At 54.6% G+C, this 14100-nt stretch carries 10 protein-coding genes; 8 read left to right on the forward strand and 2 right to left on the reverse strand.

Annotation, left to right across the window (positions count from 1 at the left end; genetic code table 11):
* Window positions 1–44: 44 nt before the first annotated feature.
* From ade to ACAW75_RS05925, 3 genes are all read left to right on the forward strand, one after another.
* Window positions 45–1706, forward strand: coding sequence for an adenine deaminase (ade, locus tag ACAW75_RS05915; RefSeq protein ID WP_370727763.1), 1662 nt, complete (start codon window positions 45–47; stop codon window positions 1704–1706).
* Window positions 1707–1874: 168 nt separating this feature from the next.
* Window positions 1875–2462, forward strand: a complete 588-nt coding sequence (locus ACAW75_RS05920) for an RNA polymerase sigma factor (RefSeq protein ID WP_370727764.1) — start codon at window positions 1875–1877, stop codon at window positions 2460–2462.
* Between the two features lie 213 nt (window positions 2463–2675).
* Window positions 2676–3509 (forward strand): alpha/beta fold hydrolase, encoded by an 834-nt coding sequence (locus ACAW75_RS05925; protein ID WP_370727765.1) that lies wholly within the window; start codon window positions 2676–2678, stop codon window positions 3507–3509.
* A 54-nt stretch (window positions 3510–3563) separates the two neighbouring features.
* On the opposite strand, the gene moaA is transcribed toward ACAW75_RS05925, so the two are convergent.
* Window positions 3564–4544 carry a GTP 3',8-cyclase MoaA gene (gene moaA, locus ACAW75_RS05930; RefSeq protein WP_370727766.1) on the reverse strand — a complete coding sequence of 327 codons (981 nt, stop codon included), beginning with the start codon at window positions 4542–4544 and terminating at the stop codon, window positions 3564–3566.
* 218 nt (window positions 4545–4762) lie between these two features.
* Here moaA and ACAW75_RS05935 point away from each other — a divergent pair, with 218 nt between their 5' ends.
* Window positions 4763–6346, forward strand: a complete 1584-nt coding sequence (locus ACAW75_RS05935; RefSeq protein ID WP_370727767.1) for a putative maltokinase — start codon at window positions 4763–4765, stop codon at window positions 6344–6346.
* A gap of 54 nt (window positions 6347–6400) precedes the next feature.
* Window positions 6401–7234, forward strand: a complete 834-nt coding sequence (locus ACAW75_RS05940) for an SDR family NAD(P)-dependent oxidoreductase (RefSeq protein ID WP_370727768.1) — start codon at window positions 6401–6403, stop codon at window positions 7232–7234.
* A gap of 27 nt (window positions 7235–7261) precedes the next feature.
* Here ACAW75_RS05940 and ACAW75_RS05945 read toward each other — a convergent pair whose 3' ends face one another.
* On the reverse strand, window positions 7262–8227 hold the full coding sequence (locus ACAW75_RS05945) for an acyl-ACP desaturase (protein ID WP_370727769.1): 966 nt from the start codon (window positions 8225–8227) through the stop codon (window positions 7262–7264).
* A 148-nt stretch (window positions 8228–8375) separates the two neighbouring features.
* On the opposite strand from ACAW75_RS05945, the gene ACAW75_RS05950 reads away from it, so the two are divergent.
* The 3 genes from ACAW75_RS05950 (at window position 8376) to ACAW75_RS05960 (ending at window position 14035) form a co-directional block, all read left to right on the forward strand.
* Complete coding sequence (locus ACAW75_RS05950; protein ID WP_370727770.1) at window positions 8376–9122, forward strand: lysophospholipid acyltransferase family protein; 747 nt, start codon at window positions 8376–8378, stop codon at window positions 9120–9122.
* A 14-nt stretch (window positions 9123–9136) separates the two neighbouring features.
* Window positions 9137–9541: a MaoC family dehydratase gene (locus ACAW75_RS05955; RefSeq protein WP_370727771.1), complete on the forward strand. Its 405-nt coding sequence runs from the start codon at window positions 9137–9139 to the stop codon at window positions 9539–9541.
* Between the two features lie 390 nt (window positions 9542–9931).
* A complete protein-coding gene (locus tag ACAW75_RS05960) occupies window positions 9932–14035 on the forward strand; it encodes a beta strand repeat-containing protein (protein ID WP_370727772.1) in 4104 nt (1367 codons plus the stop codon).
* The last annotated feature ends 65 nt before the right edge of the window (window positions 14036–14100 follow it).

Consider the following 14100-nt stretch of genomic DNA (forward strand, 5'->3'; position numbering starts at 1 on the left):
ACCTTCAACAGGCTACCTGTCCCTTTCAGGTTACCAACCGCTTTATGCTAACTGCCAATATCCTGAACCTCTTCGATAAGTCGATCTATTACGGCACCATTCACATTGATCATGGCCGTGTGGCGCAGATTGATCGACTTGGCCCCGAACGACTTGGCGAACCTTATATAGTCCCCGGCTTTGTTGACGCCCACGTGCACATAGAAAGCTCGTTGTTAACGCCTACCCAATTTGCCCGACTGGCAGTTGTACACGGTACCGTATCCACCGTATCGGACCCGCATGAAATCGGCAATGTGCTGGGCGTGGCGGGTGTTGAGTATATGCTCGATGACGCGGAACGTACCCCGTTTAAATTTTGCTTTGGCGCCCCCTCCTGCGTACCAGCTACTGTATTCGAGACTGCCGGTGCGACCATTGGCGTAAACGATATAAAGAATCTGCTGGGCCGACGTGACATTGGGTACCTGGCTGAGATGATGAATTTTCCGGGCGTGCTGAACGAAGACCCGGATGTGCTCCTGAAAATCGCGTATGCCAAAGCGTTCAGCAAGCCGATCGACGGTCATGCACCGGGGCTGCGCGGTAATGATGCCCAACGGTACATTGATGCCGGCATTGAAACAGACCACGAATGCACCACCTACGATGAAGGTCTCGACAAAGCCCGACGGGGCATGAACATCCTGATTCGGGAAGGAAGCGCCGCTCGAAACTTCGACGCCCTGATCCCACTCGTCGATGAGTTTCCGCAACTTATCATGTTCTGTTCAGACGATAAACACCCCGATACGCTGGCCGAAGGGCACATCAATCAACTGGTGGTGCGGGCAATCCGGGCTGGCTATAACCGCTGGAATGTTCTACGGGCAGCCTGCATCAACCCGGTGTTACACTACCGGCTACCGGTGGGGCTACTCCGCGAAGGCGACCCCGCCGACTATATTGTGGTGGCTGATCTGCAGGAATTTCAGGTCCTCGAAACGATCATTAACGGTGAAACAGTAGCCAAAGCAGGTCAAACGCTGTTGGCCGATCAGCGAAGCGAACACGTCAATCAATTTAACTGCACCCCCAAAGAACCCGCCGATTTTTGGTTACAGGCCCATCGGCCTTATGGTTCATTACGGGTCATTGAAGCCATTGACGGTCAGTTGATCACCAATGAACTGCATCTGGAAGGGCAGGTGGAAAAAGGGGCCTGGGTGGCCGACACCACCCGGGACCTGCTCAAGATCGTGGTGGTGAATCGATACACCGACGCGCCTGTAGCCGTGGGGTTCATCAAAAATTTTGGGTTAAAACAGGGCGCTATTGCCTCCTCTGTCGGGCACGATTCGCACAATATCACCGCCGTAGGCTGCGACGATGAGAGCCTGTGTCAGGCGGTTAATGCGGTTATTCAGTCGCGGGGAGGCTTATCGGCGGTAGGGGTGCTAGACCAGGCAATGGGGCCGCTTTATATCCGCAAGTTGCTGCCTTTGCCCGTTGCTGGCCTTATGACTGATGTAGACGGGTACGTTGTGGCCGAGCAGTATGCCGAACTGGACCAATTCGTAAAGGAAGAGCTTGGCAGCATACTGGCAGCCCCCTTTATGACCCTCAGTTTCATGGCGCTGCTGGTCATTCCTTCCCTTAAGCTAAGCGACAAAGGTCTTTTTGATGGAAGCACTTTTCGATTTACCGGTTTGGAATTAATTAAATGATCATCCTTTGATTCGTGGAACCGTTACGCGCAGTCACAAAGAGTGTAGTATTTTACCCAAATACAACACTTTTGTAGCAATTGAGTCTTTTTTTTAGGATTATGCCGATAATAATTAGTGAAAGATTTATAAGTTTACGGTAGTCCTCTTAACTAATCTACTACCCATATGGCTCGGCAGCGCACGTCTCCCAAAATTGATGAAGTTAAGTTGTGGGACGAATTCCGGTCTGGTAACCAACCGGCTTTCGCAACACTCTATCAGGAGTACGTCAATGTTCTATTCCATTACTGCAGCCACTTTTCGCAGGATCGTGCGTTAATCAAAGATTGTATCCACGACTTATTTGTGGAGCTTTGGCGACACCGGCAAAACATTGGCCCAACAACATCGGTGCGGTTTTATTTGATGGCATCTATCAAGCGCAAGCTGGTTCGCCACATCACCGCCGAACAGAAATTCTGTAATCCTGATGACCTCCGGCCAGGCGAAGGATTTACCGACAGTGACCGGTCGTATGAGATGGCCCTGATTCAAAATGAGGAAGACACGCACCTGAACAGCTGTTTAACCCGTGCCCTCGACCGGCTGCCTCGCCGTCAGCGCGAAGCCGTCTATTTGAAATTCTATCAGAACATGGGCAACGAAGAGATTTCAAAACTCATGGACATTAACATTCAATCTGTTTATAATCTGATTTTTGGCGCCCTGGGCAATCTAAAAAAACACGTGTCTGTTGAACGGTTCGCTATGTAGCAAGAAATTTTCCAGACTATTCCTACCCCTCCCTTTCCCATAGAACAGCGGCCCTGGTTTTCTAATCAGGGCCGCTGTTTTATGTAGGTGATCAGTGGCGCCTGGTCCATATTCTAGATATTAAGCCGGTAATGAAGCTAAACTGTTGGGGAAATGCGTTCTCTCTATACGCTCCGCCCATACGGACATAGCTTACCACCCCATTTGATCCCCATGCCTACGCGCCACCTGATTGCCGTTGAGAATCGCTACTGGCACTTCCGCCAACAGGGAGACACCACGGCCGAAACGGCAATTGTTCTTCTGCATACATTTCCAGGCGACTCGGCCATGTTTGCGCCGTTGTTTGATGAATTAAGTGCGCTGCGGCCTAAAATGCGACTAATAGCGCCCGATATTCCGGGCTATGGTGGCACCGACCCCTTGCCCCGCTCACCCACTTCACTTCAGGATTATCTACCTTCTTTCCGCGCTTTTTTCCGCGAACTGGGGCTACGGCAGGTGATCGTGTATGGAACGGGGAGTGGCGCCCAATTTGCCACAGCCTATAGCAATGCCTACCCCGATAAGGTGGCCAGTGTGTTTCTTGATGACGCTCTTCAGGCAGAGGGGCCGGAGCGGGAATACAGACTGGCGTATACTTTCCCTGATCTGACGCCTCAACCGGATGGCAGTCATCTACCTACGGTATGGCAGCTGGCCACCAACCTGCTTCAGCATTTCCCCTGGTTGGGCAACCATGAAGCGCACCACGTCGACTTGCCCCCTACTCCTGAACAGATTCAGCGAACAGCCGTCGAGATCATGAGAGCCGGCGCTGATTATGTCCAGGGTTACCGGGCGGCCATACACTATGCGCAAATGGCCAGGGTGGGTCATCTGCCAGTGCCTACCACACTATTTCGTCGATACGCCAACGCTGAACAGCCCGACGCACCCGATCAGCAGGAACTGCCTGCTTCTATACAATTAGTTGATACCCCTTCTGCCCTTTCCGGCCATTACAAAGTTGTGGCCGAGCGCCTTCTGAAAGGAATCAAGAATTGAGAGGCGCTACTGGCTACCACCTGGTGCGGTTACATAGCCCCGTTTTGTTTTCCGTTAACCACCAATCGTTGACATCGACTCGGTGACGGGTTGCCGGTGATCTTCGGCTTCGAACCCATTGAGCGGGCGATGGGCAAAGGCTTTCAGGAAAGCCGCCGTTAACTCGCTATCCGACGCACCGTTCCGAATCAGCGCGCGGATATCGAGCACGCCATCATCGTACAGGCAGGTTTTCAGCATCCCCTGGGCCGTCATTCTGATGCGGTTACAGCTTCCGCAAAACGTGCGCGTATAAGCCGCAATGATACCCAACGTACCCACATAACCCGGCACCTGCCAGGTGGCCGCCGTGGCGTGGGGCGCCGTAGGGCGTTGTTCCAGCTCAGGGTAAAATGATCTCAGTTCCTGCAAAATTCGCTGGTGCGTCCAGGTTAGTACCGGGTAATGATTGCCTTCGCCATTGAACGGCATCTCTTCGATGAAGCGCACGTCAATGGGCTGGGTACGTGCCAGTTCAGCCAGCGGGTAAAGATCTTCGATATTCTGCCCGTCCATCACTACTGCGTTAATTTTAACGCGGATATGGTGGGCCAGTAGCTCATCTAACGTACCCAGTACGGCAGGCAATTCATCGCGACGGGTGATCTGGTGAAACCGATCCCGATCGAGGCTATCCAGACTTAGGTTAACCGATTTCACTCCCAGACGCGCCATCTCAGCCACATGTGGGGTCGTTAGTACGCCGTTGGTCGTCATGTGCAGTTCGGCCAGGCCAGGAATAGCCGCCAGGCGTTCCATAAACGGCATCAGCCCGGCCCGCACAAAGGGTTCCCCACCGGTAAGTCGCAACTTAGAGACGCCCATTCTGGCCAGCACAGCCACAATTCGCTCCATTTCCTCGTAAGTAAGCAGCTGGTTTTTGGGCAGGTACTTAATACCACTTTCGGGCATGCAGTAAAAACACCGCAGATTACAGCGGTCTGTTACGGCTAGCCGCAGGTAGGTTATCGGGCGATTGTGGTTATCGAAGAGCATCAGCCGGAAAACAGCAGATCAGACAGGAAGGTTGCCTGATTTGTACCGGCAAATTAATAAAAGCAGGCTGTGTTTGCTGACCCTGCTCTCTCGCCACTGACCCCATCGCCTTTTTCACGGATCATGATCTACGATTAAGCTAAGAAAACCACCTTTGCTTCCAATTTATGCGCCGTAAGCCGTTTATTTGAGGTATCGCATTACTCAATAGTCAGCCTATGCTTACGACCCAACCCTGGACCAGCTTCCTGCCCGACACCGACAATCAGCAGTTGCTGAGCGAAACAGTGTTACCCACCTATATAAACACGTGCCGCTGGTTTGCCGGAAAAGCTCGTCAGCAAGCGGGATTTAGCTTCTCAACGATACTGCCACTTCAGGCCAGCAAAGCAATCTATTATATGGCTATTATTGAGGTGCGTTACACAGATGGCGACCCTGAGCAGTATTTGTTGCCCTTGTCTTTTATCACCGATTCGAGCATGATGCCCAGCGTACCTGAAAAAGGGCTGCTCACCACCGCTACCTTCGGCACAGAAACGGGTTGGCTCATTGATGCCATCTACGATGCTGGTTTTCGCGATGTCCTGTATCACAATCTCCTGGCTAACCAGGCTGTAGGAGCTGTTACATTCCAGAAGGGGAAGGGACTGATCGCCAGCGACACGGTTTCCTCACGCGTGTTACCCGTCGACTCCAGTAATTCGGCGCTGGTTTTCAACGAACTGTATTTCATGAAGCTCTACCGGAAACTGTTCGCGCTGACTAATCCGGAGGTAGAGATGGTGGCTTTTCTGACCGAAACCGGTGGCTTTGAGGCGATTCCAGCTTATGCGGGTAGCTTCACCTGGCAACAGGCGGGTGAACCGGATGTGACACTCGGCATGATGCAGCGCATGGTAGCCAACGACAAAGACAGCTGGGCCATGACCGGCGATTACCTGAACGATTTTCTGTATGCCGTACCCAACCGGGTATTTATGGTGAAAGAAGATGTGTTTGAAAAAGTAGCCTTGCTGGGGCAGCGAACCGCCGAGATGCACCTGGCCCTCTACAGCAAAACCGATGACCCGGCATTCCAGTCAGAGCCTTTCACCGACGAGTATCGCACGTTTCTGGCTGGTCGCTTCACCGAGCTGCTCGAACGCCGTTACGACCTGCTGGTCAACAATTACGGTAGGCTCGACGAGCAGGCGCAGCGACTGGCGTGGGTGTTTATGGAGGCCAAGGAGATGATCGACGATTTTGTGGCCGATTTCAAGACGCGCGAGTTGGGGTCATGCCGTACGCGTATTCACGGCGATTACCACCTCGGTCAGGTGCTGGCCACGCAAAACGACTACGTCATTATCGATTTTGAAGGCGAGCCCGAAAGCACCATTGCCGAACGGAAGATCAAGCATTCGCCGCTGAAAGATGTGGCGGGCATGATTCGGTCCTATCACTACGCCGTATCGGCCAAGCTGTTCAACGCCGCAGAAACGGAAGGGATTGACCCCGACAAATTACAGATCGTATCGGATCGTTGGTACAAGCTGATTCGCGATACGTACCTGGACGCGTATCTGGGTACGTTCGGATCACCCCACCCGATGTTCTACGACAACGGCGAGATCAACTACCTGTTGCTGATCTATCTGCTCGAAAAGGCAGTCTATGAACTAGGCTACGAAATCAGCTACCGACCAACCTGGGTGAAGATTCCGCTAAAAGGCATCGTCGATGTTATCCGCGAGATCGAAAAACTCCAGCCCGGCGGCCACCACCGCCAGATAGCTTCAGCACCGCTTCATCTGGTGTAATGGTATCAAGTGTCACCTGAAACTTGACACCTGAAACTTGAAACGACTACCCTCATGCCCTACTTCCACAACACCACAGTTCTACTCACCGGCGCGGGGTCGGGAATCGGGCGCGAACTGGCCCGGCAGGCAATGCAACAGGGCGCAGAAGTCATTGCGACCGATGTGAACGAAATGACGCTGGCCGAAACGAACCGGCTGGCTGGCGGGACGCTACGTACCCATCCCCTCGACGTGGCAGACGCCGTTGCGATTCAGCAGTTTGCCAGTGATCTGCTTCCATCGCTCAATCCGGCGCACCGGCTCATCCTGCTCAACAACGCGGGGGTGGCGCTGGGCAGCGGGCCTTTTGCGCAAACGCATCTCGATGATTTCGAGTGGCTGCTGACCATTAATTTGTGGGGAGTCATCCGAATGACCAAGGCATTTCTGCCGTTCATGCTGAAGCATAACCAGGGTCACATCGTCAACATCAGCAGTGTTTTCGGGCTGGCGGGCGTAGAAAACCAGTCGGCCTACTGCACGGCTAAGTTCGGAGTCCGGGGGTTCTCCGATGTGCTTCGGATGGAATTGATGGATACGGACATCCAGGTTTCCTGCGTGCATCCGGGTGGGATCAGCACCAGTATCGCAGCCGCTGCCCGCCGGGGTCAAGGCGGTTTCGTGACCGACGATATGCACAAGCAAAGTACGGCCAGCTTTGCCAAAGCAGCCAAAATAACCCCGCAGGAAGCGGCCCGGGTCATCCTCGACGGTGTAGCCCGACGAAAAGCGCGAATACTGATCGGTAACGATGCCCGCCAGATCGAGTGGATCACCCGCCTCTTTCCTACCAGGTACGTGGCCATGCTCCGAAAACGTATTCACAAGGCGTTTGAAACGAGTTAAAGCGCTCAATTCGTGCGCCTTAACCGTTTAAGCTATCCAGCTGAATTCGTAGGCAAGCTCCGGCGTTTTAGTCCGCTCAGCCACACGGGCAAGGCGGGCAGGAAGGGCCATCAGGTAGTCGCGGGCCTTTTGTGCTTCGTCGTTCAGGCCACAGATGGCATCGATTTTCCAGTCTTTCAACAGCGACTGCATGATGGCAATGTAATCCTGAACGGTATACACGCCGAGACGCTGAGCCGCATCGGAGAAGTGGCTATAGGTTTCGCCCAGTTTAAAGCCCGATTCGCGCAGGAAATGAGCGGGCATAACGATCTTTTTCCGCATCATGTCTTCAAACGCCAGCATCATATTCGACGGATCGAGCCCGAAAATTTCCTGCACAAACGACTTATACGCTTTGGCGTGGCGCATTTCATCGGCGGCAATAACGCCACACATCTGCGATAGCAACGTATTGCCGGCTTGTTTGGCCAGCGTTGCTGTACGGCGGTGCGATACGTTGGTGGCTAATTCCTGAAATGACGTGTACACAAAGTTGCGATACGGATCACGGCCGGTCTGAATGTCGAATCCGTCGGCAATAAGATACTGGGTTGATGTTTCCATGGCCCGCATATCTACCCGGCCCGAGAGGTACAGAAACTTGTTCAGCAGATCGCCGTGGCGGTTTTCTTCGGCCGTCCAGGCACGTACCCAGCGCGACCAGCCTTTCTGATCAGTCTGGTCGATGCCATCAACGTCCATCAGCCAGGATTCATAGGTGGGCAGGGCTTCTTCCGTGATGGTATCACCGATCAGTACGGCAATGTAATCGTATGGCAGGGCTTCGGCTTGTTCACGCAAGTCGCGCACTTCGTCGAAGAACGTCGGCTTGGTTGAGTCGGGCAGAAAATCGGTAGGCTGCCAATTGGTATCAATTGGCTTCAGGTAATCGGCCATGATCGTGTCGATCCTGGTACCAATAAACTGCATGACTTCGATTCGAGAATTCATTGAGTTGTATCGCGTTACGGTAAGTATAGGCAGCCAGACGGTGTGACTACGGGCCTGTTACCAAGCTACTTTACGAAAAAAAGAAGCAAGAACGGGCTTATTACTTAATTTTGCGCGGTTAATGACAAGTTATTATTAGTATCAACGTTTGAAACGGGCTGCCGAATACCTGCTTAGTGCAGTTTATCTGATTTATTTCTCCCTGATCCTGCTGGTATTCCATGCGGCGCAGTTGATCGCTTTCACCCTGGGAGGACGGGCTGCACAGAAACCAGTGGCCGACTGGTTGAATCTCTCCATTATGCAAGGCTGGTTGCTAACCGGCTCGACCCACCGGTTCCGGTTCGAGTACACACCGCCAACCGACCGACCGCTTATTTTCGTGGCCAATCATCAGAGCATGTTCGATATCTCGCCGATTGGCTGGTATCTGCGGCGGTATACGCCGGTTTTTGTCTCGAAAATCGAGTTGGGCCGAGGCACACCCAGCGTGTCGTATAACCTGCGTAAGAGTGGGGCCGCGCTGGTAGACCGGACCGATCCCCGGCAGGCATTGAGTGAGATTGGGCGCCTGGGCCAACGCGTGAAGGAAGGTGTTTGTTCGGCCGTGATTTTTCCCGAAGGCACCCGCAGCCGTGATGGGCAATCAAAACCTTTTGCCGGGGCGGGGCTGGCTATTTTGCTCCGTAAATGCCCCAATGCCCTGATCGTGCCCATTGCCATCACTGGCACAGGTAAATTCAATCCGGAAGGTCTTTTTCCACTACGCCCCTTCAGCCACATGACCTGGACTGTTTTGCCGCCCATCGAGCCTGCCGGTCTGACCGGTGAGCAGGTAGCTGGTCAAACACAGGAGGCAATTATGGCCTACGTCCCTACTAAACAATCCGTCTGACACCTGTCACTTCTATGCAAGTTAACGATACCCACCAGCACGCCTTTCGCTTTTCGCAAGGCGACGTAATTGATTTTGCCCGCGTTACCGGCGATAATAATCCGCTTCACCTCGACGCTGACTTTGCGGCTCAAACCCCCTTTAAACGCCCGATCATTCACGGCATGCTGGGTGCCTGTATTTTCACAAAAGTGCTGGGCACCGAATTTCCTGGCTCGGGATCGGTCTATCTGGCGCAGACGCTGGATTTTCTGCGGCCCATGTTCGTCGATACCGATTATGAGGTAACGTTTACCGTGCAGTCTATTGATGCGGCGAAACATACAGCGCAGATCCTCGGCGAGATCCGCGATGTACAGACGAAGAAAATTACCACCCGTGGGGTGGCTACGCTGATGCACAAAGAGAAGATTGGCTAATCCGCTTTGATGCAGGAGACCCGATCGACCCACTGAACAGGCCATCTCAGCCTTGCGTTGGTTGATCGGGTCGGGGCACCGTGTTTTCCTGTTAGCGCACAGGCCACCCGGTCATCGACACTACTTCTACTTGTATCAATTAGTCTGGCGTCGAAACGCGCGGCAGCTAAGGTGCTCGCTGGATGCCGCGCGAGCCTGGTCGCTAGTGGCCACGCTAAAACATCCCATATAGCTGTTTATAGCCGGCCAATCCATAAAATTTACGCCCGGGGAGGTGATGCTGGCATAAAAATGGCTACTGATTCTATGGACTAACTCCTTTGGAAAAATCGACGGCGAGCTATTACGTAGTACTCGATCAGACCAGTCAGGGCCGTACCAGGAGTAGATATGATGACTAGATTTACGTTTGAACAGTATGGCTTGAGACGACCCTGGCTGGTTATTTTACTCTTTCTGGTTGGACAGTTCATCGCGCTATCCGCTGCTCAGGCCACTCACTTTCGCTATGGCAATCTGACCTGGCGCCAATTACCCTCCGACGCTTCAGGCCGTACTATTGAGTTTAAACTCACCATGGGGTTCCGGCTGGGGTATTTCACGCCGACACCAACGGTTGGCTCTACGGTGACCAATACCAGCGCCAATTCCGGGGCGGCGTTTAATTATGGGGATGGAACATCTATCTCTGTTTTCGATTTCACGGTAACGACGGTCAATGCAGCCGACGATTATCTGTACGGCGAAGCTACGCTCACGCATACGTTCAGCACAACCGGTAACGTGACCGCGTTTATCGAGTCGAGTGCCCGGCTCAATTCGTTACAGAACAATGCAGGTGGCCGATACCGGATCACGTCGCTGGTCAATGTGGGCAGTAACAATGCGAATCTGCCGCCTTCATCGACCCTGCCCCCCATCGTTAACCTGCCGGTGAGTCAGTCGGCGGCTACTTTTACGGTCCCTGCAACGGATCCAGATGGTAACCCCCTCACCTTCAGCCTGGCCACGGCTGCCGACCTGGGCGCCACGTCGTATACCTTTACGCAGCCAACGGGCTTTTCGATATCAGCAGCCGGCGTAGCCACGCTCGATACCCGGTCGCCCAAAGCGGTCAACCAGTTGTACAATGCCATTATAAAAATCTCAGATGGCAAGTCATTCGTGGTCATCGATTTTCTTATCAAGATCGTGGCGGCCAGCGACCCGCCGGTTTTTGTGTATGGGGGTATAACACCGGCCAATAACTCCACGATCCAGACCTACGTTGGCTGCCCGATCAACTTCACCGTTCGGGCCACCGATACGGACCCAACCAGTAACACCATTACGCTACAGGGGGTAGGGTTGCCAGCCGGCGCCGCCTTTTCGCCCGTTACAGGCTCCAACACGGTAACATCTGCGTTCAGTTTTACGCCAACCACCGAGGGTACGTCGGTAACATCTTTTTTTGCCCAGGACAACGTGGGGAATCAGGTTATCACCTCGGTTACCTTCCGGGTGCTTCAGCCTATGCTGACAAGCAGGGCGCCGGCCGTTTGCGTGGGAAATGCGATCAGCTTAACGGCAACACCCGGAACAAGCGCCTCCGGGGTCACGACCTATACGTTTAGGGGGCCCAGTGGTGTTATTGGCTCGCCCGGCACGAGCAGCACAGCTACCGTCAACGGGCTGACTGCGGGCGTGTATACGTTCAGCGTGACAACAGCCAACTCGATCAATTCGAGTTCGGCCTGTACCAGTACAGCTACTACGTCGGTCACTGTTGACGCACCACCAACCGTTACCCTGTCTAACTCTGGCACGCTGACCTGCTTAGTGACCAGCAATACGCTAACCGCCGCCAGTAGTACGTCTGGCACCAGCTATGCCTTTTCGGGGCCGGGGCTAAGCCAGACAAGCGCCGCCAATACGGCGGTGGTCACGCAGGCGGGCACTTATACGGTGGTTGTCACAACGGCCAGTGGTTGCACGGCGGTAGCCACGACGACCGTCTTCAGCAACACAGCAACGCCAGTTGCGCCAACAGCCACCGTAACGGCTCAACCCAGTTGTACACTGGCGACAGGCACCATTACCGTCAGTGCACCCACAGGCTCTGGCCTGACCTACAGCCTTGACGGAGCAACCTATACCAACACCACAGGCGTATTTACCGGGGTGGCGGCGGGCAGTTATTCGGTCACCGTGCGCAATACAGCGAGTGGCTGTGTGTCGCCAGTTACATCCGTGACGGTCAATGCGCAGCCCCCAGTACCAGCAGCTCCGACGGCAAGCGTGACCTCACAGCCGACCTGTACTACCCCTACCGGAACAATTACGATCACGGCTCCCACAGGTACCGGACTGACGTACAGTATTGACGGAAGCACCTACGTGGGCACGACCGTTTTTTCGGGTGTTGCGCCAGGGTCCTATGCCGTGACCGTCCGCAATAGCAGTGGGTGTATCTCTGCCGCCACAACGGTGACTGTCAATCCGGCTTTACTCGCTTCTGCCGCCCCAACGGCTACCGTAACCGCCCAGCCTACCTGCACACTGGCCACAGGCACGATCACCATTACAGCCCCTACGGGTCTAAACTTTTCGTATAGTATAGACGGGGTGAACTACACGAATACGTCGGGCATTTTTACCGGTGTAGTCCCTGGTGTGTATTCGGTGACGGATCGAAATACGATTGGTTGTATATCAACGGCTACCTCCGTCACGGTGACGGCCCAGCCCCCCACCCCAGCGGCTCCTTCCGTTAGCTTGCTACAGCCCAGTTGTACGCTGGCGACGGGCACCATTAGCGTTACAGCCCCCACAGGCACGGGGCTGACTTACAGTATCAACGGAACCACCTACACTAACACTACAGGCATTTTCTCAGGCGTGGCCCCCGGGTCGTACTCAGTCACCGTGCGTACCAGTAGCGGCTGCACCTCAGCGCCTACGGCCGTGACGGTCAACCCGCAGCCCCCCACCCCGGTAGCGCCAACAGCTACCGTAACGGCTCAACCCAGCTGCACACTGGCGACAGGCACCATTACGATCACGGCTCCCACGGGCTCTGGCCTGACCTACAGCATTGACGGAACCACATACACGAATACGACAGGCGTATTTACCGGGGTGCCACCCGGATCGTATTCGGTCACCGTACGCAACGGCAGCGGCTGCCTATCACCTGCCACGTCGGTAACCGTAAATGCGCAACCTGCCACGCCTTCCGCTCCAACCGTGAGTGTGTCTTCTCAACCCAGTTGCACACTGGCGACGGGCACAATCACTATTACGGCACCTACCGGAGCAGGGTTAACGTACAGTATAGATGGCACAAACTACACCAACACGACGGGTATTTATACAGGTGTGCCACCCGGATCGTATTCAGTGACTGTGCGTACCAGTAGCGGTTGTACGTCAGCGGCTACCTCTGTCACGGTGACGGCCCAGCCTGCTACACCACCAGCCCCAACGGCTACCGTAACGGCTCAACCCAACTGTACGCTGACCACGGGCACGATCACCGTTACAGCCCCCACAGGCACAGGGCTGACTTACAGTATCAACGGAACCACCTACACTAACACTACAGGCATTTTCTCAGGCGTGGCCCCCGGGTCGTACTCAGTCACCGTGCGTACCAGTAGCGGCTGCACCTCAGCGCCTACGGCCGTGACGGTCAACCCGCAGCCCCCCACCCCGGTAGCGCCAACAGCTACCGTAACGGCTCAACCCAATTGCACACTGGCAACAGGCACCATTAGCGTCAGTGCACCTACCGGTACAGGTTTAACCTACAGCATTGACGGAGCAACCTATACCAATACTACTGGCCTTTTCTCGGGGGTAACGCCGGGGGTATATGCCGTTACTGTGCGCAATGCAAGTGGCTGTACATCGCCGTCTACCTCCGTCACCGTCAACGTGCAGCCTTCTACCCCTACCTTAACCCTTAACTCCGCCACACTTTGCGCTGGTCAGTCTGTGACTCTCACGGTAACCGGGTGCAGCGGGGGAACACTGCAATGGAGCACAGGAAGTACCGCCTCGTCAATTATGATCACTCCCCTGGTAACAACCCGCTATTCGGTGACGTGTCTGGCAGCCAGTGGCTGCTCTGCTACTACTTCGCAGACGGTCGTTGTCAGACCTACGCCTGCTTACACCCAACAGCCCACCGTAACGCTGGCCACCTGTCGGGGGGGCACGGCAAATCAGGATGCCAGCATCAGTTTCACAACCTTGCAGAATACCGAACGCGCCGATTTGCTGGCAGCCAGTAGCTATACTGGCGGACCTGCTTACGGAGCCGTCAGCAATCGGCTGGTTTCGGGCGGTGCAGTTAGCTTTAGTGGGCTCGCTAATCCAGTCTCCAGTCAGGCGTATACCGTTCGGTTATTCAGTGCGGGTGGCCTCTGCACAGTCGATGTGCCGCTGACGCTGTTGAGTACCGACTGTCGCTGTTCGGGCTGCCCAAACATCAGGCTACAAATGGGGAAATGAGTCTGCTCTCTCCCGGCGCAGCAGCCAATGTCAACAGCTAAACAACGTACCTGAGTGGTAGCACG

Origin of the sequence: Fibrella arboris, assembly GCF_041321095.1 — a bacterium.
GTDB classification, from domain to species: domain Bacteria; phylum Bacteroidota; class Bacteroidia; order Cytophagales; family Spirosomataceae; genus Fibrella; species Fibrella arboris.

Coding starts and splice junctions, on each gene's coding strand:
- ade (WP_370727763.1), top strand. CDS start 45: ATGCTAACTGCCAATATCCTGAACCTCTTCGATAAGTCGATCTATTAC.
- ACAW75_RS05920 (WP_370727764.1), top strand. CDS start 1,875: ATGGCTCGGCAGCGCACGTCTCCCAAAATTGATGAAGTTAAGTTGTGG.
- ACAW75_RS05925 (WP_370727765.1), top strand. CDS start 2,676: ATGCCTACGCGCCACCTGATTGCCGTTGAGAATCGCTACTGGCACTTC.
- moaA (WP_370727766.1), bottom strand. CDS start 4,544: ATGCTCTTCGATAACCACAATCGCCCGATAACCTACCTGCGGCTAGCC.
- ACAW75_RS05935 (WP_370727767.1), top strand. CDS start 4,763: ATGCTTACGACCCAACCCTGGACCAGCTTCCTGCCCGACACCGACAAT.
- ACAW75_RS05940 (WP_370727768.1), top strand. CDS start 6,401: ATGCCCTACTTCCACAACACCACAGTTCTACTCACCGGCGCGGGGTCG.
- ACAW75_RS05945 (WP_370727769.1), bottom strand. CDS start 8,227: ATGAATTCTCGAATCGAAGTCATGCAGTTTATTGGTACCAGGATCGAC.
- ACAW75_RS05955 (WP_370727771.1), top strand. CDS start 9,137: ATGCAAGTTAACGATACCCACCAGCACGCCTTTCGCTTTTCGCAAGGC.
- ACAW75_RS05960 (WP_370727772.1), top strand. CDS start 9,932: ATGATGACTAGATTTACGTTTGAACAGTATGGCTTGAGACGACCCTGG.